General features: G+C 69.2%; 22 protein-coding genes and 1 pseudogene. 10 read left to right on the top strand and 13 right to left on the bottom strand.

Annotation, left to right across the window (positions count from 1 at the left end; all coding sequences use genetic code 11):
* Nucleotides 1-52 precede the first annotated feature (52 nt).
* The 4 genes and pseudogenes from ACWEQO_RS29930 (at nt 53) to ACWEQO_RS29915 (ending at nt 1,441) form a co-directional block, all read left to right on the top strand.
* Nucleotides 53-181 carry a hypothetical protein gene (locus ACWEQO_RS29930; RefSeq protein ID WP_361451775.1) on the top strand — a complete coding sequence of 43 codons (129 nt, stop codon included), beginning with the start codon at nt 53-55 and terminating at the stop codon, nt 179-181.
* Between the two features lie 182 nt (nt 182-363).
* Nucleotides 364-540 (top strand): annotated as a pseudogene (locus ACWEQO_RS29925) (CPCC family cysteine-rich protein); the annotation flags it as partial.
* Nucleotides 541-619: 79 nt separating this feature from the next.
* Nucleotides 620-814, top strand: coding sequence for a hypothetical protein (locus ACWEQO_RS29920; protein WP_452985926.1), 195 nt, complete (start codon nt 620-622; stop codon nt 812-814).
* A gap of 6 nt (nt 815-820) precedes the next feature.
* Nucleotides 821-1,441, top strand: a complete 621-nt coding sequence (locus tag ACWEQO_RS29915; protein WP_452985907.1) for a DUF6000 family protein — start codon at nt 821-823, stop codon at nt 1,439-1,441.
* Nucleotides 1,442-1,601: 160 nt separating this feature from the next.
* Here ACWEQO_RS29915 and ACWEQO_RS29910 read toward each other — a convergent pair whose 3' ends face one another.
* Together ACWEQO_RS29910 and ACWEQO_RS29905 are read right to left on the bottom strand one after the other, a co-directional pair.
* Complete coding sequence (locus tag ACWEQO_RS29910; RefSeq protein ID WP_361451769.1) at nt 1,602-2,174, bottom strand: DUF4240 domain-containing protein; 573 nt, start codon at nt 2,172-2,174, stop codon at nt 1,602-1,604.
* Between the two features lie 125 nt (nt 2,175-2,299).
* A complete protein-coding gene (locus ACWEQO_RS29905) occupies nt 2,300-3,571 on the bottom strand; it encodes an acyltransferase family protein (protein WP_452985906.1) in 1,272 nt (423 codons plus the stop codon).
* Between the two features lie 333 nt (nt 3,572-3,904).
* Here ACWEQO_RS29905 and ACWEQO_RS29900 point away from each other — a divergent pair, with 333 nt between their 5' ends.
* Complete coding sequence (locus ACWEQO_RS29900) at nt 3,905-7,681, top strand: nSTAND1 domain-containing NTPase (RefSeq protein ID WP_452985905.1); 3,777 nt, start codon at nt 3,905-3,907, stop codon at nt 7,679-7,681.
* Nucleotides 7,682-7,839: 158 nt separating this feature from the next.
* Here ACWEQO_RS29900 and ACWEQO_RS29895 read toward each other — a convergent pair whose 3' ends face one another.
* From ACWEQO_RS29895 to ACWEQO_RS29845, 11 genes are all read right to left on the bottom strand, one after another.
* Entirely contained in the window at nt 7,840-8,598 is a 759-nt protein-coding gene (locus tag ACWEQO_RS29895) for a hypothetical protein (protein ID WP_452985904.1), read from the bottom strand.
* Between the two features lie 16 nt (nt 8,599-8,614).
* Nucleotides 8,615-8,890, bottom strand: a complete 276-nt coding sequence (locus tag ACWEQO_RS29890; protein ID WP_279334138.1) for a hypothetical protein — start codon at nt 8,888-8,890, stop codon at nt 8,615-8,617.
* Nucleotides 8,891-9,583: 693 nt separating this feature from the next.
* Nucleotides 9,584-10,987, bottom strand: coding sequence for a M16 family metallopeptidase (locus tag ACWEQO_RS29885; RefSeq protein WP_452985903.1), 1,404 nt, complete (start codon nt 10,985-10,987; stop codon nt 9,584-9,586).
* Entirely contained in the window at nt 10,984-12,225 is a 1,242-nt protein-coding gene (locus ACWEQO_RS29880) for a M16 family metallopeptidase (RefSeq protein ID WP_361451754.1), read from the bottom strand. The genes ACWEQO_RS29885 and ACWEQO_RS29880 overlap by 4 nt, the downstream gene beginning before the upstream one ends.
* 73 nt (nt 12,226-12,298) lie before the next feature.
* Nucleotides 12,299-13,783 (bottom strand): MFS transporter, encoded by a 1,485-nt coding sequence (locus tag ACWEQO_RS29875; protein ID WP_452985902.1) that lies wholly within the window; start codon nt 13,781-13,783, stop codon nt 12,299-12,301.
* Entirely contained in the window at nt 13,768-14,817 is a 1,050-nt protein-coding gene (locus ACWEQO_RS29870; RefSeq protein WP_361451748.1) for a ThiF family adenylyltransferase, read from the bottom strand. Before ACWEQO_RS29870 ends, ACWEQO_RS29875 begins: the two co-directional genes overlap by 16 nt.
* Before the next feature lie 2 nt (nt 14,818-14,819).
* Nucleotides 14,820-15,569 carry a 2OG-Fe(II) oxygenase gene (locus ACWEQO_RS29865; protein WP_452985901.1) on the bottom strand — a complete coding sequence of 250 codons (750 nt, stop codon included), beginning with the start codon at nt 15,567-15,569 and terminating at the stop codon, nt 14,820-14,822.
* A gap of 87 nt (nt 15,570-15,656) precedes the next feature.
* Nucleotides 15,657-17,630 (bottom strand): B12-binding domain-containing radical SAM protein, encoded by a 1,974-nt coding sequence (locus ACWEQO_RS29860; RefSeq protein ID WP_452985900.1) that lies wholly within the window; start codon nt 17,628-17,630, stop codon nt 15,657-15,659.
* A complete protein-coding gene (locus ACWEQO_RS29855) occupies nt 17,623-18,387 on the bottom strand; it encodes a hypothetical protein (protein WP_452985899.1) in 765 nt (254 codons plus the stop codon). Before ACWEQO_RS29855 ends, ACWEQO_RS29860 begins: the two co-directional genes overlap by 8 nt.
* Nucleotides 18,384-19,970: an ABC transporter substrate-binding protein gene (locus tag ACWEQO_RS29850; protein ID WP_361451736.1), complete on the bottom strand. Its 1,587-nt coding sequence runs from the start codon at nt 19,968-19,970 to the stop codon at nt 18,384-18,386. Before ACWEQO_RS29850 ends, ACWEQO_RS29855 begins: the two co-directional genes overlap by 4 nt.
* Nucleotides 19,971-20,053: 83 nt before the next feature.
* A complete protein-coding gene (locus ACWEQO_RS29845) occupies nt 20,054-20,203 on the bottom strand; it encodes a hypothetical protein (protein WP_361451733.1) in 150 nt (49 codons plus the stop codon).
* Between the two features lie 202 nt (nt 20,204-20,405).
* On the opposite strand from ACWEQO_RS29845, the gene ACWEQO_RS29840 reads away from it, so the two are divergent.
* The 5 genes from ACWEQO_RS29840 (at nt 20,406) to ACWEQO_RS29820 (ending at nt 24,430) form a co-directional block, all read left to right on the top strand.
* On the top strand, nt 20,406-22,046 hold the full coding sequence (locus ACWEQO_RS29840; protein ID WP_452985898.1) for an ABC-F family ATP-binding cassette domain-containing protein: 1,641 nt from the start codon (nt 20,406-20,408) through the stop codon (nt 22,044-22,046).
* A 632-nt stretch (nt 22,047-22,678) separates the two neighbouring features.
* Nucleotides 22,679-23,065, top strand: coding sequence for a CPCC family cysteine-rich protein (locus ACWEQO_RS29835; RefSeq protein ID WP_403041903.1), 387 nt, complete (start codon nt 22,679-22,681; stop codon nt 23,063-23,065).
* On the top strand, nt 23,062-23,793 hold the full coding sequence (locus tag ACWEQO_RS29830; protein WP_452985897.1) for a HEAT repeat domain-containing protein: 732 nt from the start codon (nt 23,062-23,064) through the stop codon (nt 23,791-23,793). The genes ACWEQO_RS29835 and ACWEQO_RS29830 overlap by 4 nt, the downstream gene beginning before the upstream one ends.
* A gap of 3 nt (nt 23,794-23,796) precedes the next feature.
* Nucleotides 23,797-24,120: a DUF6000 family protein gene (locus tag ACWEQO_RS29825; protein ID WP_452985896.1), complete on the top strand. Its 324-nt coding sequence runs from the start codon at nt 23,797-23,799 to the stop codon at nt 24,118-24,120.
* The gene (locus ACWEQO_RS29820; RefSeq protein ID WP_452985925.1) at nt 24,077-24,430 is read left to right on the top strand and encodes a DUF6000 family protein; all 354 of its coding nucleotides are present in this window, start codon (nt 24,077-24,079) and stop codon (nt 24,428-24,430) included. The genes ACWEQO_RS29825 and ACWEQO_RS29820 overlap by 44 nt, the downstream gene beginning before the upstream one ends.
* Nucleotides 24,431-24,732: the final 302 nt, after the last annotated feature.

The following is a 24,732-nucleotide window of genomic DNA, read 5'->3' as shown; positions in this document are numbered from 1 at the left end:
AGTCGGCTGTCAAGTCGGCCCTGCGCCGGATACGACGGAGGCCGTACCGGGCATGTCCCGGACCTCGTACCCGCCCAACGCCTCGGACACCAGTTGCCGCAACCTGGCCTGCACGGCCTCGCTCGCCGAGGTTCCCCCGCAGCAGATCGGGCGGCCTTTCGCCGAACGCATCAGACGTTGAAGCGAATGCCTGATCCCCGATCCTGACCTGCGGCGGAGCCCCATCCAGGCCTCTGACCTGGGGTTTCCGCGTTGGCATGCGTTGACTCCCGACGGCTGTTTACGAGCGTCCTGCGGACTGGCCGGGGCGCCGAACAGAAAAATCCATGGCGCACCGGCCGGACCTGCAACGAGACTGCGCACGTGAGCGACCGCTCCCCCTGCCACGGCTGCGGGCACCGCGTGCTCGACGCCGTGCCCGGCTCCTCCGGGATCTGTCCCGTCTGCTTCTGGGAGGACGACAGGCTCCAGTTCCGCCGGCCGACCATGGGCGGCGGAGCGAACAAGGTCTCCCTGATCGACGCCCAGCACGACTACCGGCACCTCGGCGTCTGCGACCAACCCGGTCGGCGGTACGCCCGCCCTCCGGCCGCGGACGAGCCGCTCGCAGTTCTGGCGGGTGGAGGCCAGTCGCACGTACGGCATCTCCGGCACCGGCCCGGACTGGGAACTCGACTGGACCGCGCCCTGGGAGCACCTGGTCGAAGAGGCCCGCACCTGGTGCCTGCCGGAATCCTCCGAAGCCCCTGCCGGAGACAGCATCTTCGTCACCCCCGCCTGGATCGACCGCACCGACCTGCACCCGGAAAGGTGAGGACCCATGCCGTTCCAGCACCCTGAGGAGATCGGCTTCGGCCATGTGATCAAGCGCTACGTGACGAGGAAAGACTCGCCTCATCCGCGCTACCTCGAACTGAACAGCTACCGGTTCCTACGCCCCGGATGGCCACACTCCAAGCGCTTCACGCGCCGTCTGCTCGACGACGCGGCCACGATCACCGACGCCGAACTGGCGGCTCTCCTCGACTTCGAGTGGCGTGCGCGACTGACTGCGGCCTGGCTGATCGGCATCGACCGCCGCGAAGCGTTCCGCGATCCCATCGGCGATCTGCTCCTGGCCAGTGAGGTCTGCTACTCCGGCCGCGGATACTGCTTCGCCCTCGCCCGCCTCGGCACGCACGCGGACGCCGAGATCCTTACCGCTTACCTCGACCGCTACCTGCCCCGCACCGACCTCCGCTACGACCAGCCCGCAGCCCTCGGCGCTCTCCTCCGTCTCGACGCCCACCTCGGCACCCACCACGCCGACCGCTTCACCCAGCCCGACGGCCTCTGGGACCAGTGGGTCAACGCCCTCGTCCACCTCCGCGACCAGACCGGTTACACCCCCGACGAACAGCGGCGCTGGGCCGATCTCCAGTGCGAGTTCGCCAACGGGTAGTCACGTCTTCGATACCGAGGAGCGCTGCGGGACGCGCCGAAGATGTCGCTTTGCCGGTGCCTGTCGTCCGCCTCGGCTGTCTTCCTCTTCACCAATTCGCCGGAGTGGACCTCGCGTCATGCCCAGGGCACGCGTTCGGTCTCGCCGACCCACCCACCTTTCAGGGGTTTGAGCCAAGGAACAGAGCTGCCAGACGGGGAAGCCGACGGCTCATCTCCTTGTCGTCGTCGAAGTCGAAGTCCTCACCCATGTCAACCGCGTTGTCGCTCTCTGCGTCAGCCCCGCGGAAACTGTGCCAGGCTTCGTAGAAGGCATCCGCATCACCCGTGATCCGCTCGAACGCCCCGCTGGCCGCATAGTTCACGCCCTCGTAGAACAGCACCTCGGAACGGTCCCGGACGTTCGCGGCCTGAACCACACCAGGGTGCGCCGCGAGGCTGTCCGGGTCAGTGGCCACACGCCGGTACCACTGACAGCCTGAAGCGATCACCCCGGCACGGAAGTCCATGAAACTGTCGTCGGAGCACCCGCCCCCGATGAGGTAGGCAGCCGCCCACACGTCCCAGCGGTACAGGGCGTCGTGCAGTTCGTCGAAGCGTTCCGCGTACTCCAGGATCTCCTGCCCCGGTCTGTCCGCGAGCTGCTCGACAAGGACCTCGTCGAATGGCTCGCTCGTTTCGGCCGCCCTGGCTCGCGCGGCTTCGATGACGTTCCAGAACGTGTCGATGTCCATGACCGCGCACTGTGCCACGACCCGATGACAATCGACCCTGGCCACCCTGCCGACACCTGGCGGTTTCTGTCGGGTACACACGCGTCAGCAGTGGCACCTCGAAGGCGGTGCGGTACGGGCGCTCGTCACGGTGGCTGCACGCGGCGTGCCAGCCTGCGACCCCGGGTCTGGCTCGGCGCTTCGATGTAACGGTAAGTCAGCAGGCACAGGGGCAGCAGCACGATCAAGAACGCCACTTCGAGCGCGGGGCTGTCCTGCCGCCGTCGGCCGATCGTGCTGTCGATCACCGCCAGCAGTACCGGATGCACCAGATAGACCGAGTAGCTGATCGTTCCCAACCCGGTCAGCATCCGCGGTATGCGTCGGCGGCGCGACGCCAGTCCGGCTCCGAAGGTGAGCACGGCCAGCAGGAACGCGATGATCCAGCCGCGCCGTGTGAAGTGCTCACCGTCGCCGTACCGGTACGCACTCCCCACGGCACAGGCGACCACGACGACGGCAGCGCCGGCCGCACGGCGCCAGCTGCTCTGACCGTTCTCGGCACGGTAGACGGCGGTGCCGAAGAACATCACGGAGAGGATCACCAGGCCCTCCCACAGCGGGACCGTGCCGTTGAACGAGACCAGGACGAGCGCCGTCACGCCGCCCAGCGCACCCCCGAACCCCCGGAGTACGGACGACCCGGCGCTCGCACAGCACAGGGCGGCCCCCATGGCGATCGAGACAAACGTGATCAGCGGGCCGGTGCCGACCAGACCGGACAGGGCAGAGGACGGCAGCACACCCCCTGCCGTCACGCTCACAGCGGCGAGTACGGCCAGAACGACGGCGACCGCCGCGGACTGCCGGTGGAGGCGGGCCGTGAAAAGAGCGACGACCAGCAGGTAGAAGGCCATCTCGTAGGAGAGCGTCCACAGGACGAGCAGGAGGCTGGGTGTCCCCAGTAACTCCTGGAGCATGGTGGCGTGGGCGACAGCCACGGTGACAGCGCTCTGCTGACCGAAGTCACGTACCTCCGCAACGCCCAAGAGGTTCAGGGCGAGGAGCACCGTGACGACAGCCGCCCACAGTGGGTACACACGGAAGATCCGTCCGATCCAGAACGTCCGGACGCAGCCCCGGCGCTCCAGCGACGCGGGGATGATGTAGCCGCTCACCAGGAAGAACACCATGATGCCGTAGCGGCTGGTGTTGAACTGCGGCATCAACTCCCGTCGGAAGTCCGCCATGAAGGTGTACGACGAATGATCGAACACCACGACGAGTGCGGCGATGCCGCGCAACGCGTCCAGCCAGCCCAACCGCGACGGACCGGCCGTCGATATCACCTTCAGTAATCGATCTGCAGCGGAAGGCGAGGGCGCTGGTGCGGCAGGAACGAGAGGTGGGGATTCCATGCGTGGGCAGAGTCCTCTTCGGTGGGGTGTCGGTCGGGCTTGTCGTGAGGCGGGTGCCGGCGGGGGCCGCAATGGGCGGGGGGAGAGCGCCGAGCCTTCGACCCTGTCGGCGCGCTCGCAGGCCGCGCTGCCGGTCGCCGACGACCGGCAGGGCGTTCCCCGCAGAGCGGTCCCCCGCGCCGCTCACATCACCGAGTTCAGCGGCCGGAGCATTGTTCGGCAGTACCGTTCCGGCGGCCGAACAATGAGACGGGGGCCCGAGCCTTTCGTGTCATAGAGGGTGCATGGATCGACTGCCCGCTCCGACGCGGGGCGGCTGGAGGGGGTGAAGGCGTGGCGGGGCGTCGTGAGGTGCCGGTGGATCCGGCGGCGGGTCCGGTGCAGCGGTTCGCGTTCGAGTTGCGCAAGCTGCGGGCGGAGGCGGACGGGATCACCTACCGGGCTCTGGCCCGGCGGGCGGGCTACTCGGTGACCACGCTGTCGCAGGCGGCGGCGGGCGAGCGGTTGCCGACGCTGCCGGTGGCCCTGGCCTATGCGGGGGCGTGCGGTGGAGACCTGGCGGAATGGGAGGCCCGGTGGAAGGAGGCGGTGGAGGAGTCCGCCGGTGACGGCTCCCGGGACGACGACGAATCACTCGCGCCGTACCGGGGTCTGGCACGGTTCGAGACCGGGGACAGCGGCCTGTTCTTCGGCCGGGAACAGCTCACCGCCGACCTGGTCGACCTGCTGCGCCGGCGGCGGTTCGCCGCGGTCTTCGGCCCCTCCGGCAGTGGCAAGTCCTCCCTGCTGCGGGCCGGCCTGTTACCCGTCCTGCGACGCACTCAGGAGCCGGGCCTGCGCCCGGCCGCGATCCGGATCCTCACCCCGGGCGAACGTCCCGCCCGCACCCATGCACCCCTCCTCGCCCCCGCAGTTCCCGGCGACGGCAGCGCCGGGGCGGACACGTTCGTGATCGTCGACCAGTTCGAGGAGGTCTTCACCCTCTGCCACGATGCCGCCGAGCGTGCCCGCTTCATCGACCTGCTGCTGACGGCCCGGCAGCCCGAGAGCCGCCTGCGGGTGCTGCTGGCGGTGCGCGGCGACTTCTACGGCCGCTGCGCCGAGCACCGCGACCTGGCCGACGCACTGCGCGATGCCAATCTCCTGGCCGGAGTGATGAGCCGGGCGGAGCTGCGCGACGCCGTCGTCAAGCCGGCCACGGCCGCCGGACTGACCGTGGAACGCGTCCTCACCACTCGGCTGGTCAAGGAGGTCGCCGACGCGCCGGGCGGGCTGCCGCTGCTGTCCCACGCGTTGCGGGAGACCTGGCGCCGCCGCCGCGGCAAGACACTGACCATGGCGGGCTACGAGGCGGCCGGATGCCTGGACGGCGCGATCGCCAAGACCGCCGAGAAGGTCTACGGCCGGTTCACCGAAGACCAGGCGGCTGCCGCTCGCCGGGTGTTGCTGCGCCTGGTCGCCCCCGGCGACGGCACCCCCGACACCCGCCGTCCCGTCGAGCGCGCGGAACTGCCCGGCGCCGGCCGGGACGACACCGCCCAGGTGCTGGAGGCACTCGCCGGGGCGCGGCTGCTCACCCTGGACGGTGACACGGCAGAGATGGCCCATGAGGCCCTGATCACGGCCTGGCCCCGGCTGCGCGGGTGGATCGAGGAGGACCGCGAACGCCTGCGTGCGCACCGGAACCTGACCGAAGCGGCCCACGCCTGGCAGGAACTGGGCCGCGAGAAGGGCGCTCTGTACCGGGGAAGTCGGCTCGCCGCCGCCCGGGAACACTTCGGTCGCGCACCGCGCGAGGACCTGACCGACGTGGAGCAAGCTTTCCTCGATGCCAGCCACGGCTACGAGCGGAAGGACCGTCGCCGGTCCCGGCTGCTCCTCACCGCGGTCACCACCGCCCTGTGCCTCGCCCTCGTCGCCGCCGGCCTCGCCATGGGGCAGCGGCAGAGCGCGGTCACCGCCCAGCACCTGGCCCAGTCCCGGCAACTGGCCGCCCAGTCCGGTGCACTGCTGGACTCCGAACCCGACCTCGCCTCACTGCTCGCCGTGCACGCCTACCGCACCAGCCCGACCCGCGAAGCCACCGCCGCCCTGTACGCCGCCGCGGCGCTACCGCTGCGCAAGCGCCTGACCAGCGGCACCGAACCCGTGCATTCCCTCGCCCTCAGCCCGGACGGACGCACCCTCGCCGCCCACGGCAAAGACGGCACAGTGCGGATCTGGGATCTGCCCGGAGGCCGGCTCCGACACACGTTCACCGGCCTCGACCACAGCGGGGTCGCGGCGTTCAGCCCCGACGGACGCACCCTCGCTGTCGCCGGCGTCGGTGGCGACGAAGCGATGATATGCCTGTGGGATCCGGCCACCGGCAGAAAACTCGGCACCTTCACCGTCCCCGACGGTTCGGTAGGCGGGATGGCCTTCAGCCCTGACGGTCGTACCGTGGCCGCCTCCTCCCCGGCGGCTGTACGGGTGTGGGACGTGGCCACCGGCCGCACGCGGCACAGCTTCACCGGTCACCTTGCCCCGCAGGCGGTCGCCTTCGGCCCTGACGGACGTACCGTCGCCGCGGTGGGCCTCGACGGACAGGTCCGGGTGTGGGACGCGGCCACCGGCCGCACCCGGACCACCCACGACAGCCAAAGCGAGGGCCGTGCGGTAACTTTCAGCCCGGACGGCCGGACATACGTGGTGGGCCGCACCGATGGTGTGGTGCACCTGCGGGAGGTGGCCACCGGCATCGTCCGGCGTACCTTCAGGGACGGTTCCGTCGGAGACGGTCCCACCGGGTTGCACGAGGTGGCCTTCGCCCCGGACGGACGGACCCTCGCCATCCCTGGCCTTGGGGACACGGTGCGACTGTGGGACACCGCCTCCGGCACGGAGCGGGCCACCGTGACCGCCGGTCACCACGGGCGGGGGATCATGACAGTGGCCCTCAGCGCGGACGGCCGCACCCTGGCCACCAGCAGCAACTCGGACCCCACCGTCCGCGTCCACCACCTGTCCGCCGATCACCCGCGGACCACTCTGCCCGGCCGTGCCGGCACGTACGTCTCCGACACGGCATTCAGTCCGGACGGACGCACGGTGGCCACGGTTCGCCAAGGGCCGCCCGGCCATGGGTCGGTACAGCTCTGGGATGCCGGGACCGGCGAGCGCGAAGCCACACTGGCGCTCGACACCGACCCAGTGCTCCGGGGAGACCGGCGGCTGCCCCCCACGACTTCCTCCCGCTTCGGGGCTGTGGGGTTCGGCCCGGCCGGGCGCGCCCTGGCTGCCAGGGCCATCAAGAACAGGAGGGTGATCGAGGTCCGGGATGTCGCCACGGGCCGCCTTCGCCAAAGCCGTGCCCTGGACGCCCTCGACACGGCGGTCTTCAGTCCCGACGGGACACGGCTTGCCATCGTCGGCTTGGAGGGCTCGGTGTGGATCTGGCACCTTTCGACCGGCGCACTGCACATCGCCCGCACCGCCGACGGCCAACCCGTCAGAACGGTGGCGTTCACCCCGGACGGCCGCACACTCGCCGTCGTGACCATCGAGGCCGACGGCGAACGGGTCACGCTGCTCGACGCCGCAACCGGCCGCACCCAGCGCATCATCAAGCCGAGCATCGGGAGCGTGCTGTCCCTCGCGTTCAGCCCGGACGGGCACACCCTGGCGACCGCAAGCGGCAGTAACGGAACCGTGAAGACGTGGGATGCGCGCACCGGTCAACTCCAGGACAGCTTCCGGGTCGGCGGTCGGGTGGCCTCGCCGGCTTTCAGCTCCGATGGACGCACCCTGGCCGTAAGCAGCGCGAGAGGGGTCCAACTGTGGGACCTCGCCACCAAGCAGGCCAGAATCACCCTGCCGACCCGCTCGCCCGCAGCAGTGGCGTTCAGCCCGGACGGGCGCACCCTGGCCATCGCCACGGGCAGCTCCGTCGAGCTGTGGAACGTAGACTTGCCCGATCCGGCCCGCGCGATCCGCGCCCTCTGCGAGGCCGTCGACACTCCTCTCACCCCTCGGGAACAGTCCCGCTACCTGTACGGCCGATCCACCGAAACCGGCTGCCTGCCGACCGCACGACAGGACCTCACCGAGCGTTCTACAACCTCACGCTGACGCGTGGTGAAGAACAAGAACGGCCTTGACGACACCGGTGATGCGGTCGGTGCTGGATGAGACTGCGTAGGCGAGCCGTCGGTGTCCCCACCCTTGCTGGGGGCACCTCGTACTCGACGAGATGCCCGGGCATACGTGTTCTCCCCTGCTGTCCTGGATCAGTCCACATGGTCGAGCACTTCGGCCGCCGCTCGCGGATCCATGATGTTGGACCACGCCTGTTCCGCCGGCAGAAGCTCCCTTTCGGGGAGGGCGTATTCCGGGTACCAGCCCTCCACCTCACAGCCAGGAACGTTGCGCAGGATGATGGTCGTGAGGTTCGGCGGCACAGAGCCGGTGATCCGTACGGCAAGGTACGTCTCATGGCCGTCATCGGCGCGGACCTGCAGCCCCAAGGTGAAGGTGTCGAAGTCGACGGCGTGCTCGCGGCCGTCCCGCAGAGTGGCTCGCGCCAGGTCGAGCAGAGTCGTGCGCAGCCGGCGGACGAAGCGGACACCTGCTTCGGCCCGATATCGGATGTGGTCCTCTCTCGTCGGCAGAAAGTGCGCCGTGGACGTGACGGTCTTCAGCGCCTCGGTATGCGTGGCGTTGTACTGCGCACGAGCCGCTTTCCCCTCCGCCTCCAGCTTGGCGTAGAAGTCGTCCCCCGAACCGTCCTCCCGCCTCCCGGCCGCCACCAGCCACGGAAGATCCGCGTCTATCCAGACGGCTCCACGCCAGCGCTGCACCTTGACCTTGAACAACACCTGGTCGTCGATGGCGCGGATGCGCTCGTGCTTGGCCTCGGCATCGGCGAACTGTTCCGCCGCCTTGGCAACGATCGGGTGGTCGGTCTCGTCCAGTGCCGCAGTGACCGGCGGAAGCGGGAGATCGAGGTCCTCCTGCAGACAGCGCAGGGTGGGGCGTGCTGAGCGCATCAGGTTCCCGATTCCGTTACTCGTCGATCCCGCCGACCGCGTCGATCTCCTCCGCAGTCAGCCCGGTCAGCAGCATCACGTCCGACTTGAGCGACCCGTCGAGGACCTGGAGCGCTTCGACCATGCCGGCCCTCAGGTCCTCCCGCCTCTGCTCCAAGTAGACCCGCACGGCCTCAGCGACAAGGTCCTTCTTCGTCAGGCCCAGAAAATGCGCGCCCTGGCTGATCAACTGATCTGTCTCCGGATCCACCTTCAGCGGGGACTGCCGGACCGTCTTCGGCGTTGCCACCATGACTCTCACCTCCAGAGCCATGGTACCCAAGTACCTCATGTGCCTTCTGTCGAGCCCTTGTCGAGCGGCACTGTAGAAACAGTGTGCATACAGCCGTCATCGCAGGTGAACCTGCATGGCGCCGTCAGCACAGGGCGCCAAGAAGGTCGGAACCACCGAGCGGGACAAGAAGGGGCCGGACCTGAGACCCGGCCCCTTACCCAGGGTTTTACACCCTTGACCTGCACCTCGGCAGATCAAGGAATCCACCGCTACACGTTGAAGCGGAATGCCTGCCATCCGATCCTGACCTGCGGCGGAGCCGCACACAGCGCCCTGAACAGGTGTTTCTCCGTTGGCGTGCGTTGGGTCCCGACGGCCGTTTACGGGTGTCCTGCGGACTGGCTGCGGACTGAGCACAGGCCCGGCTCCGGCCCGGCATTGCGTGAGCCGAACCTTGTCCGTCCGCGACGCCAGAGATGAGATGGCCTCCTCCACGGGTCGGACGTGCGCGAGCTCCTTCGAGTCGGCGACCGTCCGCTTGTGCACCGGCACGGGTGAGTCGAAGTCGTGGAACTCGCGCGCCCCCATGGAGCCGGAAGGGCGGGGCAGAGCGATCACGAAGTCCTTGGGGAACAGGTCCTCCTGACCGGTCGGGTCGATCAGGACGTTCGCGAACGGGGTGGCGGCGCAGAGCGGCGAGATCGCACCGGGCTAGCATCGCAGGGTGGTCACAGGAATGTCGGAACGCTCCCGTATCTCGTGTTCGATGCGAGATACGTCGCCGATGGCCACGGTTGCCACGGGGCGCGGCGGAAACGCGGAGCGCAACGCGGCGGAGGCTTCCGCGACCGTGACCGCCGCTGCCCGCGGGAAGACCTCGGTGAGGACCGCCGGGTCGCGCCGGTCGAGGACCAGCAGGGCTATCTCCTCGGCGATGTCGGCGGGGACGAGGTAGCGCAGGGGTGCCGCGTCGACGATCTGGGCGAGTGCCGCCCGGTGTTCGTACGCGGTGAGGTCCTCCTGGGCGAGCGCGCCCAGGATTTCCTCGATGTCCTTCAGGGCCGCGCCGGTGACGGAGGTCTCCACCGCGCCGGTCACGACGGCCAGGGAGTGGTCGACCACACCGACCAGCCGGCTGTGGAAGCCGTAGGTGTAGCCCTTCCGTTCGCGCAGCACCGTGTCGAGACGTGCGTTGACCGAGCCGCCCAGGCAGTGGTTGCCGATCAGCATCGCGTCCCAGGACGGGTCCGCCGCACCGGGCGCGACCCTGCCGAGCACGAGTCGCGTCTGCACCGCGCCTGGGCGGTCGACCAGAACGACGGCGGGTTCGTCGGGGACAGGGGGCGCGGGCGGCGCTTCGGTCGCGTGCTGATCGCCCTCCCAGCTGCCGAGGACCCTGGGCAGCATCGTGTCGACGTCGAACCGGGCCAGGTCACCGGCGACCACCACGGTGGTCGCGCAGGGACGGACGTACCGTGCGTGGAAGGCGACCACAGCGTCCCGGTCGACCCGCAACACGGACTCGGCGTCACCGAGAGCGGGCCTGGAACGTCGGTCCCCGCTGTCGAACAGAGCGCGGTGGATTTCCAGGGATGCCCTGCGCTCCGGGTCGGCGAGGTGGCGCCGGTGGGCGTCGGCCTGCGACCTGGCCAGCCGGCCGACCGCGCGGTGCGGGAACAGCGGCTCGCGCAGAGCGGACACCACGAGGCCGAGGGCCCGTTCCGCCAGGGTGCCGGGTACGTCGAGTGTGACGCGCATGCCCGCGTGTTCCGCGCCCGCCCCCAGGGTGGCGCCGCAGTGCTCCAGTTCCTGGATGAAGTCGAGCGAGGCCAGGGTCGGGGTTCCCTCCGCGAGCGCCCTGGCGGTGATGCCCATGACTCCTTCCAGTTCCCTCGGTTCGAGCGCCAGGGGGACGCCGACGATGATCTCGATGCTCAGCACCTCCTGACCCGGCCGGTCGCAGGTGTGCAGGGTGACGCCGTTGACCAGATCGGCGCGGTGGACGGTGGGGAAACGCCAGGGTGCGGCGCGCACCGGGGCGGGGCGGGCCGGACGGGGCAGGGCGTTCTTCGGCGTTGACGTGCGCGGGATCGGCGTGGCTGCTGTCGGCCTCATGCGGGTGCTCCGTCCTGGCGCGGATCGTACGTCAGCACCGCGCGATTCCCAGGGGTGAGGTACGCGGCTGCCGCTGTCCGTACGTCGTCGACGGTGACGCCCGCCATCTGTTCCAGGCGGTGGTCGATCCCGGCCGCGTTCCCGAGGTACGCCTCCTGGGCGCACAGTTCCTCGGCCCGGCTGCCGGGGTGGGCGAGTCTGTCCAGCCAGTCGCGACGGAGCTGGGCCTGGGCGCCTTTCAACGCCGCTTCGGTGACGCCCGTCTCGACGAGCCGCTCCGTCTCCTCGTCCACCGTCTTCTCGACGAGGGCGAGATCGGCCCCGGGGAGGGCACGGACGTCGAGCCGGCACAGTGAGGGCGCCGCGTACAGCGGCATCAGGGAGGCCCTGGCGCGGTGCGCGAGCTGGTCGGTGCGCACCAGCCGGTGGTGGAGCCCCCTGCTGCTCATACCGCCGAGGAGGGTGACCGCCAGGTCGGCGGCCTCCCCCGCTGGTTCTCCATGCGGGGCAAGCTGATAGGCGGCCATGAAGGCCGGTCCCGGCGCCCCTTCGACGATGCGGCGGCGCGCCTCGGCCGGTGGACGCGCGGTCCCCGGACACGTCACCGTGACGGCTTCGGCCGGGGGCTGCGCCAAGTGGCCGAAATGACGTTCCACCAGGGCGGACACCGCGTCGGGGTCGACATCGCCCACCACGGAGAGGAGGGCGCGGTCCGGGCGGTAGTGACGGCGGAAGAAGGCGCGGCAGTCGTCCTCCGTCACGGTCGCCAGGTCCTCGGGGCAGCCGGCGGGCAGGTCACGGAAGGGGTGACCCGGCGGGAAGGACATGGCGACGAGCTGCTCCCAGCCGGTTCCGTACGGCACGTTGTCGTAGCGCTCGCGGCGTTCGTTGAGGACGACACAGCGCTGGTTGTCGAGGCTCTCGGGGGTGAAGGCGTCGAGCATGCCGCCCAGCCGGTCTGCTTCCAGCCACAGCACGAGTTCGAGCATGTCCGCCGGAACGACTGAGTAGAAGGTGGTGCGTTCGAAGCCGGTGGAGGCGTTGGTGATTCCTCCGCCGTCCTCGATCGCGGCGGTGTGCCCGTTCGCCGGGACGTGCGTCGAGCCCTGGAACATCAAATGCTCGAAGAGGTGGGCCAGTCCCGTCTTCCCGGCAGGGTCGTCGCAGGACCCGACCCGGAGCCAGAGGCAGACGGCCACGACCGGAACCGTGTCGTCCCGGGAGACGATGAGCCTCATTCCACCTGGGAGCGTACGGACTTCGGGTTTCAAGGGCACGTGTGGCTCCTGCCGTGGTTCGGTTCCTGGCTGCTCAGGCGCTCCTGCCGCTTCCTTCATCCTGTGCGGCGCCCGCCTCGTCCGTTTCGCTGTCGGGCAGGGTGATCAGCGTGCGGACGGGGCTGAGGAGCGGCCAGAGCGCCGAGGCGACCAGCCCGACGGACGCCAGCACCATCACTTCGACCAGGCCGAGCCAGCCGCCGAGCCAGCCGCCGAGAAGAGCGCCGATCGGCTGGACGCCCCAGCTGATGAAACGGGTCGAGGCGGTGACTCGCCCCAGCAGGTGGTCGGGGACGAGCGTCTGCTTGACCGTGTCGCTGATGACGAGGTTGACCACCACCGCGAAGGTGTAGCCGAAGGTCGAGACGGACACCAGCACGATGGCGAGCGCCCGGTCGGCGCCAGCCGCGAGCGGGACGAGGACTGCGGCCAGCCCCGGGACGGCGTAGACCGCGATCAGGGCAGGCCCCTGGCCGAGCCTGCGGGTGAGGAACGGGGTGCAGGAGGCGCCGACCAGTCCCGCGGCACCGCCCGCCATGCTGGTGATGCCCAGCAGACCGGGGCTGAAGTCGAGGACCTTCAGCAGGAACAGGACGTTCACCGCGAAGAACATGGAGTGGAAGATGTTGAAGTGTGCTGCGGCGAGCGTCATCGGCCGCTGAATGGGGTCGTGACGCAGTACGCGAAGCCCCTTGAGGACCTCGGCGCGGTGGGTTTCCTTGGGCGGTCCCACCGGTGGGGTGACCGGGGTCAGGCCGGCGGCCGGTCCGTCCGGTTCCTGCTGTACGGGCTGTACGGGTTCTTCCCGTACGGGCGGAACGGGCTTGCCGTCCGCGTCGTCGGCATCCTCGGCCGGATCGGCCGACGGCGGGGCCTTCGGCAGCCGGGACAGCGCCGCGTAGCTGACGAGGTAGCTGACGCTGTCGACGATCAGGGCGATCGGCGCGCTCACGATCTGGACGAGGATGCCCGCGAGGCCCGGCCCCGCGACCATGCCCACCGAAGCGCTGCCCTCCATCCACGAGTTGGCCCGTTCGAGCTGGCTTCGGGGCAGCAGCCTGGGCAGATACGCGGACATGGCGCTGTCGAACAGCAGGCTCAGCGCGCCCACGAGGAAGACGACGGCATAGAGCACGGTCATGCTCAGTAGGTCCAGCCAGAACAGCACGGGAATGGCCAGCACGAGCGCGCTGCGGGCCAGGTTCGCGACCAGCATGATGCGCCGGCGTTCGTACCGGTCCGCCCACACTCCGGCGGACAGTCCCAGCAGCAGCACGGCCGCGGATTCTGCGGCCTCAAGGACGCCCATCTGCCAGGGAGTTGCGGCAAGGGTGGTCACGGCGATGATGCTCATCGCCATGAAAGTGATCTCGGTCCCGGCGAGCGAGACGGATTCACCGGTCCATAAGCGCAGGAAACCGGTGCCCTTGAAGGACTGTTTCCTGGGCGCCTTCGGGGAAGCCGCCGGCTCCTCGACCGCCGACTTCCCCGGCTGCTCGGCCATCAGGTCGTCTGACACGTGCACGTGCTCTCTTCGGTATGAGTGATGCGCTGCCGTGTGAAGTCCAGTGCCGCCCGCCGTCTCGACGTGGGACATGTCTCGCCGCACAGAAACTGGATCATGTCATGGGCGAGCATGGCCGCGACAGCGGTGTTGCTGGGCCCGAAGGAGAAAGGGGCCGGTTCCGTCGAGTGGTCTTCGACCTCGCGTTCCAGTGCGGTCAGCGCTGCCCGCCGGTCCCGTTCGAAGCAGGTCCAGCAGTCACCGCGGGCGGGATCGAGGAGCGGTCCCCAGTACCCCACTCCCACGCCGACGGCTCCCATGGAGAAAGGAGTTCCCGTCGCGGCTGCCCAGCGCCCCACCGTCGCGGGGAGTTCGGGAGGCGAGTCCGCGGCGATGATCAGCAGGTCGAGACACCGGCCGGGGCCGAACACGGACTCCAGCCCGGCCACGTCGGTGATCCGCCGCCGGTGACCGGTGATCTCCGCGCCCGGACGCACCGTCCGCAGGTACCGGGCCAGGGCATCGGTCTTGGGCGTGCCCACGTCCTCCGGCCCATAGGTGAACTGCCGGTTCAGGTTGTGCCGGGCTACCGTGTCGTGGTCGACGAGGCGGAAGCTGCCGATGCCGGCAGCCACCAAGTGCTGGGCCACTATCCCGCCCAGCCCGCCGAGCCCGAGGATTCCGACCCGGGCGGACAGCAGGCGGCGCTGCGCGGCGGCCGTGTCGGGTGTGAACAGTCCCAGATAGTCCAGCTGCCGCTCGTAGGTCTCCCCTTCGAAGGCCCGAAACCTGTCGTAGGGTTCAGCGGTCAGCCAGCCGAGGGCGTCGAGTTCCGTGAGCAGGGCGGTGGCCTCTTCCTTCGCCCAGGTGTGGACCAGCACGTCGGTGTCGGTGCCCCGGCGCAGGCGCCGCAGGGCGTCGCGCAGCGGAGCCTGCAGCGAGGCTCCCTGAATCCGCAGGAGCCGGTCCCCGAGGCTCAACAGCGTTTCGTGCGCGGTTTCCTGGACGGCCACCGCAGGGATCAGCCGTACCGGCCCGCGCCGTCCCATGGTCAGCTCTCCTCCAGGTGCTGCGCCATGGCGATGGTGTAGCGGCCGACGCTGTCGCTGGTGAAGGGTTCGACCCAGTGCCAGCAGTCGTCCCGGATCGGGATGACGGACAGACTGTTGAAGAGCGGTGCGGCGTGGAACTCTTCACCTTTTCCGTTCCGGTAGCCGAGCCGTCCGCCGTGTTCGGGGCGGTAGCCGTCGTCGAGGTAGAAGTTGACGGCGAACACCCGGCCGGGCATGAGGTCCTGATGGTCGCCGAGCCCGTCGGAGTTGCGGTAGGCGGCCAGTTCCATGGCCGTACGTTTGCGCAGCTCCAGGCCCGTCCCCGCCTTCAGCCAGTCGCGGAAGGCGTCGGACAGTACGGTGAAGACGAAGAACTCCTCCAGTGTCCGGCGGTGTTCCGGCGGCAGGACCCCGTCGGAGAAGAGGGCGTGGATGTCGGGGACCCGGAACTGGGAGGCGGTGACGTCCGTTGCGGTATCCGCCTCGGCGCCCCAGTACTCGGTCGGCTCCTGGCCCTTCTCGATCAGGGAGGCGTGTCGCGCCCAGGTGGGCACGGCCCGCAGGGCAGCCGCGAGCCGCGTGGCCAGTTCCGGCATCAGAAAGTCGGTGAGGTGCAGCGGGGTGGCGTGCTCCGCCCGGTACCAGTCGCTCACGGAGTCGAAGGCCGCGCCGGTGAGGTGGCTGGGGGCGATGTACCGGGCGGCGGCCGACACGGCCGCCGACTGCTGGAGGGTCTCACCCGTGGTCATGGTTCTCCTTGGTCGTCGAAGTCGGCCCGGACGTCTTGGTCGTCTCGGCCGTCGAGGGCCGGGTATCGGCCGGCAGGGTCCGTGGGCTCACGCGACGAGGGCCCTGACTCCGACGGCCGTCAACAGCCGGGACTCAATCAGCGCCGCGAGGACCTGCTTCGCCGGTGCCTCCCCGTACACCTCGGTCAACGCGCGCAGTGAGAACGCCGATCCGTCGAGCCACGGCGCCAGGCCGGAGGCCACGGCGGCCGGGAGGACGGTGCGCTCACGCCGGAGCACATGGGTGACCAGGAGTTCGCGGCCGCGCGGCAGAATGTCGAGGTGGCCGACGGCGAGCCGGAACAGCTTGTCCTGGTCCGGGATCGCGGACAGGAACTCCGACCCCGTCTCCCTCATGTGGCCCGAGCCGTGCCGGATGGCGAAGTCCTGGTACATGCGGTGGATGCGGCTCCGCTCCTCGTCGGTCATGGCGGGGTCGATGTTGCCCAGGTGATTCAGCGCGTACTGAGCCTGGTTCGCGAGGCCCGATGCGTTCTCCGCGACGACCAGGCCGAACTTCTCGGGGTTGCGGCCGACTTCGGAGGACCGGGTGGCTTCAAAGGGAAAGATGGAGAACGCCTCCACACAGTCCGCGACTTCAGCGATGTCGTCCAGGGCCTCCAGCGCCTCGTCCAGTGTCGTGGACGGCAGGTCCGGAATCAGGTTGATCCGCAGGTTCACCCCCGCTCGGTGTGCGTCCCGGATGAAGCGGAGGTTCTCCTCACGGTCTGCGGACTTGTGGACCAGTTTCAGCACGCGCGTGTTGGTGGTCTCCATGCCGATGACGAGGAACGCGCAGCCGGCGCGGGCCATGAGTTCGAGCGTCTCGGCGTCGAACCGCCGGTCCACCATGGCGAACGAACTCCAGGAGATGTTCAGCCCCCGTTCCAGCACCTCCTGGGAGAAGCGGCGGGAGAAAGCCGGCGGAATCGACTCGGTGATCAGCTCGAACTGCCGGACACCGTGGGTGTCGACCTGGTGCTCGATCTCCGCGACGAAGGACTTCACCGACCGGCCCCGGTAGGCGGGGCTTCCGTCGTACTGCTCGACGAAGTCGCAGTAGTCGCACTTCCCCCAGTAGCAGCCGCGCGCCTGCACGATGCCCAGTTCGGCGTCGGCGAGACGGCCCAGCAGCCGCGGGTCGTACTCCGCGTGCGGCAGTACGTTCGGGTGGAGGCCAGGGCCCGGGGCGGTGTGCACGACACCGCGCTCCTCGGTCAGGGCCGAGACGCCCGCGACCCGCGTCGGCTGCCACTCGCCGCCGGGCGCGACCTGTTTGCACAGTGCGGCGAGCGGGAGTTCGCCGTCGTACCTGATGACCGCATCGATCTGCCGGTGTGAGGTCAGCAGGGTGGTCAGGAGCTCCTCGTCCATGAGCGACACCGTCGGGCCGCCGAGCACGACCTTGATGTCCGGCCGGACGCGCTTGACCTCGCGGGCCAGGACCAGGCCGGGCACGAGCTGTGGTCCCATCGGCAGGGAGATGCCGAAGAGGGCGGCGTCCACGGGAATGCGCGAGGCGAGATCGAGACTGTCGAAGTAAGTGCGGTAGACCAGAGTGCGGGCGGATTCGAGCAGGGCCGGGTCGCCGAGCCACTCCGGTTCCGGGTCGATCAGGTACGGCCGGGCGAGCGCAGTGAGCAGGTACGCGGGGCCGGTGACCGAGGCGAAGTCGTGGCGCCCCTCCGCGTCGAACAGCTGGTCGCGGTTGTCCGTGAGCCAGCGGCCCGCGACCGCGCTCATCTCCTCCAGGTGGTCGCCCTCGATGCCGGTCGGACGTCCCTGCCCGGCCGCCCGCAGGTGTGCGGGCTCCAGCAGGTGGAGAGCGAACTCCTCGTTGAGGTCCCACTGGTGGGAAGTGACGTCGCGGCTGCTGAGGAAGCCGCCGAGCACCGCGAGGGACGGGAAGTAGCGGCCGAAACTGAGCTCGACCAGTGGCGGGAAGCTCAGTACGACGGAGAACGGGGCCGCAGCCACGCCGGGCACCTCGGGCACATCGAGCATCACAGGTGTCTCAGGCATGCCGGACCGCCGCTTCCGCAGGCGCCGCCACCGGGCTCGCGGCGAGGCTTGCCGTATGACGGCCGGCGCTGTCGCGGTGCCACGGGGTCACCCAGTGCACGCAGCCGGGACGGATCGGCATCACCGAGAGGCTGTTGTATCGCGGGGGCATCAGGAATTCCTCGCCCTCTTCGTTGCGGAAGCCCAGAACGCTACCGTCGCTCTCCTCGTACGCCTCGTCCAGATAGAGGTTGAGGACGAAGAGAGTGTCGGAGTCCGTGTCGGAATGCTCGCCGAGGTAGTCGTCCCTGCCGTACCGGGCGAACTCCACGTTGGTGGTGACCGGGTTCCCGGGCGCGACCCACTGGGCCAGCAGGTCCACCAGCACCGGTCCCATGCCCGCGAAGACGAAGAAGTCGGAGAGACTCTTCCGATGCAAGGCGGAGTAGCTCGAGCCGTCGTCGAACAATGCCGGTATGTCCTGAGCCACTTGGCGTCTCGCGGCCTGGAGGCGGGGTGGTGCGTTGCGGAACTCCTCCATGGTCACCGGGGTCGTCTCCCGCAGAGCATCGTCCCAGAGCACCGGGGAGAGGGCCCAGTGCGGCATCGCCCGGAGGGCGGCGGCGAGGCGGTCGGCCTGGTCAGGGGGCAGGAAGCCGTCGAGGTGGACTGGCCGGGCGGGCGTCCTGGTCAGCAGTTCACCCAGGGCGGCCAGTTCCTCGGGAGCCCGCAGGGCAGGCAGGTACGGTGAGGCGTGGTGCGTGGTCGTCCGGCTCATGCGGGTGCCGCCCTTCGTGCGGTCGGGTTCGGGTTCTGAGAAGGCCGGTTCTGAAGGGGCCGGTTCTGAGGACGCCGGGGGCCAGGACTCATGCGCTCCAGTCCGACGAGACCGGTGGACGCGACTTCCGGGGCGGCCGGTCCTCTCGGGCAGAGGGTGATGCTGTTGGCCTGGAAGAGCGGCACGACGGGGGCCCGCCGCAGCGCGATCTCCTCGGCCTCCCGCCACGCCTCGGCGCCGCCCGCGTCCTCGGGAGTCCGCAATGCCCGCTCCAGTGCCGCGTCGACGGCGCGGTCGCACAGCCCCAGGGCGCGGGCGCCCGGGGTGGCGCTGTGGAAAGGGGTGAGCAGGCTCGCCGGGTGGGCGAAGGGAGCCGGGCTGATGCAGTGGAGCAGTTCGTAGTCGACAGCGACGACCGCGGCGGCGAACGCCGCGAACTTCAGAGGCCGCAGTCGGACCTGGTGGCCGAAGCGGCTTTCGATGTCGTGCGCGAGGGCACGTGCCACGGAGCCGTTCGGAGGGAAGTCGGCGTATGTCAGGGTGAGTTCGGTACGGGATCCCCTCGGCGCCCGCAGCGGAACGGTTCCGTGCCCATACTCGCTGGGCCCGCCGTCCGGGGTGGTTCCGGGCCACAGCTGTCGGTATCCGTGCAGGGGCAGCACGGTGCCCGACAGGGCGGTGCTGAGTGCCTCGCGGTTCAAGCCCGCGCTGAGTTCGCCGCGGCCCTCGGGAGTGTCCAGCAGGGAGTCGATGCCCGGCCTGACCCACAGCCGGCCCGCGAGGGCCAGTGGACGGACCGTGGCGTCGGCGCGCCCGGCCAGTTCAGCGAACGCCGATGGTTCCAGGCCGGTGCTGAAGCACACGTCCAGCTCTCCGGCATCGAACGCGGCGACGGCGTCGGCACGTTCCCCGTAGACCTGGAAGACGATCCGCTCGGCGGCGCCCGGGTGGGCGCGGGACCTGCGGGACTGTGTCCGGTGAAGTTCGATCCTGCCCCGTTGCCGGTCGGCCCGCACGGGCCGGTAGGGGCCGCTCGCCGTCCAGCCGCCCTCGCCGATCTCGCGGACCGGGGCAGCCCCGGGAAAGGCGAGGAGTTCGGGAAGGTAGGGCAGCGGAATCGGCGAGGTCAACTCGACGAACGGTCCGTCCGTGTCGTCCCGCACCCTGGTCCGCGGTCCTTCAAAGGCATCGGGCAGGGTGAAGGCGGTGGGACCCCAGGCCCGGTGCACTCCGGTCGCGATCTCGGTGGGCAGTACCGGCGATCCGTCGTCCCAGGTCTGCCCGGGGGCAGGGCGCAGCCGCCAGGTGTGTCCGTGGTCGTCGCTCTCCAGAGACTCCAGTGCGCCCGACACGGTCCGTGCCGCGTTTTGCCCCCCGGTCCGCTCCGAGCGCTCCTCGCGAGTGAGGGGGTCCATCAGTGTGTCGAGCACCAGGGCCTGGTTGAAGTCCACAACGTGGTAGGGGTCGAGGCTGAGCGGCCAGTCGTCGAGATCCACCGTGAGCTGCCCGCCGATGCCTTCGCCCGCCCCGCCGTTCCCGCCCCCTGTGCCGGCCGATCGTTGATCAGGAGTTGCTGCCACCACGTCCCCCAGACTGGTGCGGTTTCGCACGGTCACCGCGGCGGGCGCCGGCCCGGTGGAGTCGGCCGGCGCCCGCCGCCGCCACATCAGGTGCGGACGCGACCGCCGAGGAACTCGTTCAGCAGTTCACGCTTGAAGACCAGGCCATCGGTCTCCAACTCCGGACGAAGGGTGTCACTGTCGTGCTGAACCTCGGCGGACTCGTCGTGCACCGGGCGCTGCGCGTTGTATTCCATGTCTTTCCCCTCTCCTGACGGTGGACAGGGAGCGGTCGACCGCAATAACACGCGACACACTCGATGTCCATCACCTACCAGGACTTTATGCCCTGATTGCCGTGCACCCCGACCTTCACACACGAAGCTCACGCCTCACAAGAGAGAAGTGTGAGAAGTTAAAACCGGCCATCGCGGCACACCAACAAGGGCACAGGTAAACATGGGATTCATCGAAGTTTCCGATCTCCAGTACAGAATGGCTGACGGAAGGGTGCTGTTTCAAGACACCTCGTTCAAGGTGGGAGAGGGAGACAAGTTGGCCCTGATCGGCGCAAACGGGACAGGGAAGACAACCCTCCTGCGCCTGATCGCCGGAGAGTTGACGGCACACTCAGGAGCGGTACGCATCACGGGCGGCCTGGGAGTGATGCCGCAATTCATCGGTTCCGTACGAGATTCGACATCGGTCATCGAATTTCTCGTTTCGCTCTCTCCACCAGAAATACGAAAGGCATTCTCCGCCGTCGAGAAGGCGGAAGAAGAGCTCATGGAGAACGATGACGAGCCCACTCAGATGACATACGCCGAAGCGCTTTCCGACTGGGCCGAAGCAGGAGGTTACGATGCCGAAGTCGAATGGGACCGGGTAACCTCCGCAGCCCTTCGCCTTCCTTTCGACAAAGCGAAGTACCGGCCGCTGAGCACCCTTTCCGGTGGCGAGCAGAAGAGGCTCGCGCTCGAAGCGCTGTTCCGGAGCGACGCCCAGGTCCTCCTGCTCGACGAGCCGGACAACTACCTCGACGTACCTGGAAAGCGGCAGCTGGAACAGATGATGGCAGCCTCCCGCAAGACCATCCTGTACGTCAGTCACGACCGCGAACTCCTGGCGGCCACCGCCACTCGTGTCCTCACTCTGGAGGCAGGCACCGTCTGGGTCCACGGCGGCGGGTTCGCCACCTATGACGACGCCCGCAAGGCCCGCCTGGAGCGACTCGCCGAACTGCACCGCCGCTGGACCGAGGAGCACCAGCACCTCCAGGAACTGGTCCGCACACTTCAGCAGCAGGCAAAGGCGTCCGCGTCCATGTCGGGCAAGTACCACGCCCTGCAGACCCGGTTGAGGCGCTTCGAGGAACTCGGCCCACCGCCGGAGCGTCCCGTCGAACAGAATGTACGGATGCGGCTGCGCGGCAGCCGCACCGGAATGCGCGCCGTGCGCTGCGAGTCACTCGAACTCGCAGGCCTTACACACCCGTTCGACCTGGAAATCTATTTCGGTGAACGCGTCGCCGTCCTGGGCGCCAACGGCACCGGCAAGTCCCACCTTCTGAGGCTGCTCGCCGCTGGGGGCAGTGAACAGCACCTCCTCGATCCCGCCAGGCACGGCGACCCCGTCGGGCACACCGGCACCGCCCGGCTCGGAGCCCGGGTCCGACCCGGCTGGTTCGCGCAGACGCAGTCCCGGCCCGATCTCCACGACCGCACGCTGGTCGAGGTGCTGGGCCGGGGCGACGGGGACCGGGAAGGCCGTGACCGGGGCCCGGCGGTCTCCGCACTGCGCCGGTACGAGCTGCAGACGCACGCGGACCAGACGTTCGGCTCGCTCTCCGGCGGCCAGCAGGCCAGGTTCCAGATCCTGCTGCTCGAACTCCAGGGATCCACTCTGCTGTTGCTGGACGAGCCGACGGACAACCTGGACCTGCACAGCGCGGAGGCACTGGAGATCGCACTGGAGCGGTTCGAGGGGACCGTCCTCGCGGTCACCCACGACCGCTGGTTCGCCAGGAGCTTCGACCGCTTTGTGGTCCTGGAAGCGGACGGCCGGGTACGGGAGGCGAGCGAACCGTACTGGGACCGGTGAGGTGTACCGGTTGCACGAATGTCGATCCGGCGGCGGGACGGTGCATTCCGGAGATGGTCGGGTGGTCCTCGCTCGGTGCGCACGACCAGACAGGACCGGAGCTGCAACGCTTTCCCCCTTCGGCCCGACCCAGCCGTACGCGGGTATCGGTGGTGCGCCCCCCGGCAGGAAAGAGGAAGGGTTGTGGGGGCCGCCTGATTCCCTCTCGCCGACCGCCGCGGTGCACAACGCGGCACAGAGGCCTCACCGGCCTCCCGGCACGAGCCCAGCACGGTAGGGGTGAGCAGGGGTGATGGCGGGTGACGAGGGGCCAGGTTTCCCGGCACCATCCCGGCACGGGAAAAATCAGGGGCCCGACCCTGGAAAGTCGGGCCCCTTCTGACCTGGCTGTTTGCCAGATCGGTGACGTAGTGATACATCACCCGCTAGACATTGAAGCGGAATGCCTGAGGGCTGATCCTGACCTGCGGCGGAGCCCTATCCAGGGCTCTGAACTGGGGTTTTCTGGTTGGCATGCGTTGGCTTCCGACGGCCGTTTACGGGTGTCCTGCGGACTGGCTGCGGACCGGCCGGGCGGGCGCAGGCCGAGAAATCCATGGCGCACCGGCGGGACCGGCAAGGAGACTGCCCGGGTGAGCGACCGTTACCCCTGCCCGTGCTGCGGGCACCGCGTGCTGGGCACGATGCCTGGCTCGTACGAGATCTGTCCCGTCTGCTTCTGGGAGGACGACGGCGTCCAGTTCCGCTGGCCCACCATGGCCGGCGGAGCGAACAAAGTCTCCCTGATCGAGGCCCAGCGCAACTACCAGGACTTCGGCGCCTGCGACCAACACGGCCAGCGGTACGTCCGCCCTCCGGCCGAGGACGAGCCGCTCGACCCCGCCTGGCGCCCCATCGACCTGAAACGGGACTCCTTCGAGGACTGGGCGGCCGAGGACCGCGCCCCGTGGCCCGACGACCGCTCCGTGCTCTGCTGGTGGCTCCCCACTTTCTGGCGCCGGGACTACTCCCCGTCATGACCTCCCACATCGAGACACTCGTCCAGCAGCTCGACGGCAAGGCCGACAAGTCCTACGACGCCCGTGCGGAGCTGATCTGGATCGGCGCCGACGCCATACCCGCCGTCATCAACGGCCTGCCTTCCCTCGGCGGCTTCGGTCAGCTGACCGCCATCGAGGTCTTCGAGGAGGTGGGCGATCCCCGTTGCGGCCCCGCTCTCATCGGCCTGCTGGACAGCGACAACCCAACCGTCCGCGAATGGGCGGCCATGGCCCTGGCGAGCCTGGAGATCTACGGCGCCGTTGAGCCCCTGTGCCGCGCCTACCGCGCCTGCCTGGAACGGGCGACCCCACCGGACTGGACCGAGTCTGTCGGCATCCGCTGGGCGCTGACCGAACTCGGCGCCCGCACCCCTGTCGTCCCACCACTCACCGCACATCTGCGCGCCACCGCTGCGGAAGACGCCCCCGGCTGGCCCTCGGCCCACTTCACCGAAATCATCAACGACCTCGCCGACCACGCCCAGGTGATCCTCTACTCCCAGTTCTGGCGAGTGGACGCCGGCCGCACGTACGGCGTGTCCGGCACCGGCCTGGACTGGGAACTCGACTGGACCGCGCCCTGGGAGCACCTGGTCGAAGAGTCCCGCACCTGGTCCCTGCTGGAAGCCTCCGAAGCCCCCGTCGGCGACGACATCTTCGTCGCCCCCACCTGGATCGACCGTACCGACCTGTACCCGGAGAGGTGACCGATGCCGTTCCAGCACCCCGAGGAGATCGGCTACGGCTACGTGATCGAGCGCTACGCGGCAAGGAAGGACTCAGGCCACGCGCGCTACCTCGTCCTGAAAAGTGGCCGATTCCTGCGGCCCGAGTGGCCTCACGGCGAACGTTTCGCCCATCACCTCATCGACGACGCGGCCACGATCACCGATGCCGAGTTGGAAGCCCTCCTCGGCTACGAGTGGCGCTCGCGCCTCACCGCCGCATGGCTGATCGGCGTGGACCGCCGCGAACGGTTCCGCGAACCGCATCGGCGACCTGCTCCTGGCCAGCGAGGTCTGCTTCTCCGGTAGCGCCTACTGCTTCGCCCTGGCCCGCTTCGGCACCCACGCGGACGCCGAGATCCTCACCGCCTACCTCGACCATTACCTCCCCCGCACCGACCTCCGCTACGACCAGCCCGCAGCCCTCGGCGCCCTCCTCCGCCTCGACGCCCACCTCGGCACCCACCACGCCGACCGCTTCACCCAGCCTGACGGTCTCTGGGACCAGTGGGTCAATGCTTTGGCCCACCTCCGCGACCACCCCGCATGCACCCCCGTCGAGCGGCGCCGCTGGACGGACCTCCAGTGCGACTTCACCGACGGCTGGTCCCGCCCATAGCCAGAGCGGGTGAGTGAGCAGGGCATGCCGGCCGACACTCAGACGCCGCCAGCGGGCATCGATCTCCCAGTGGCACTGACGAAAGCTTGGCGGTCAGGAATCACAGGGCCAAGCTGGACAGGTCCACGCCCGACGGGTAGTCGGGCAGACAAAGCCTCTGGTGAATCCGGATTGCTTGGTCGAAAACCCCTCTACCAGAAGCTTCGCCTACTGAAGTTGAACTCGTGGTGTCGTAGGGGCTGACGGTTCGTCGCCCGTGCGGTATCACCGGGGCATGCGGTATCCACAGGGAGGCGGGCTGA

This window comes from Streptomyces sp. NPDC004051, assembly GCF_053604275.1.
This window is presented reverse-complemented; position numbering and strand designations above follow the sequence as displayed.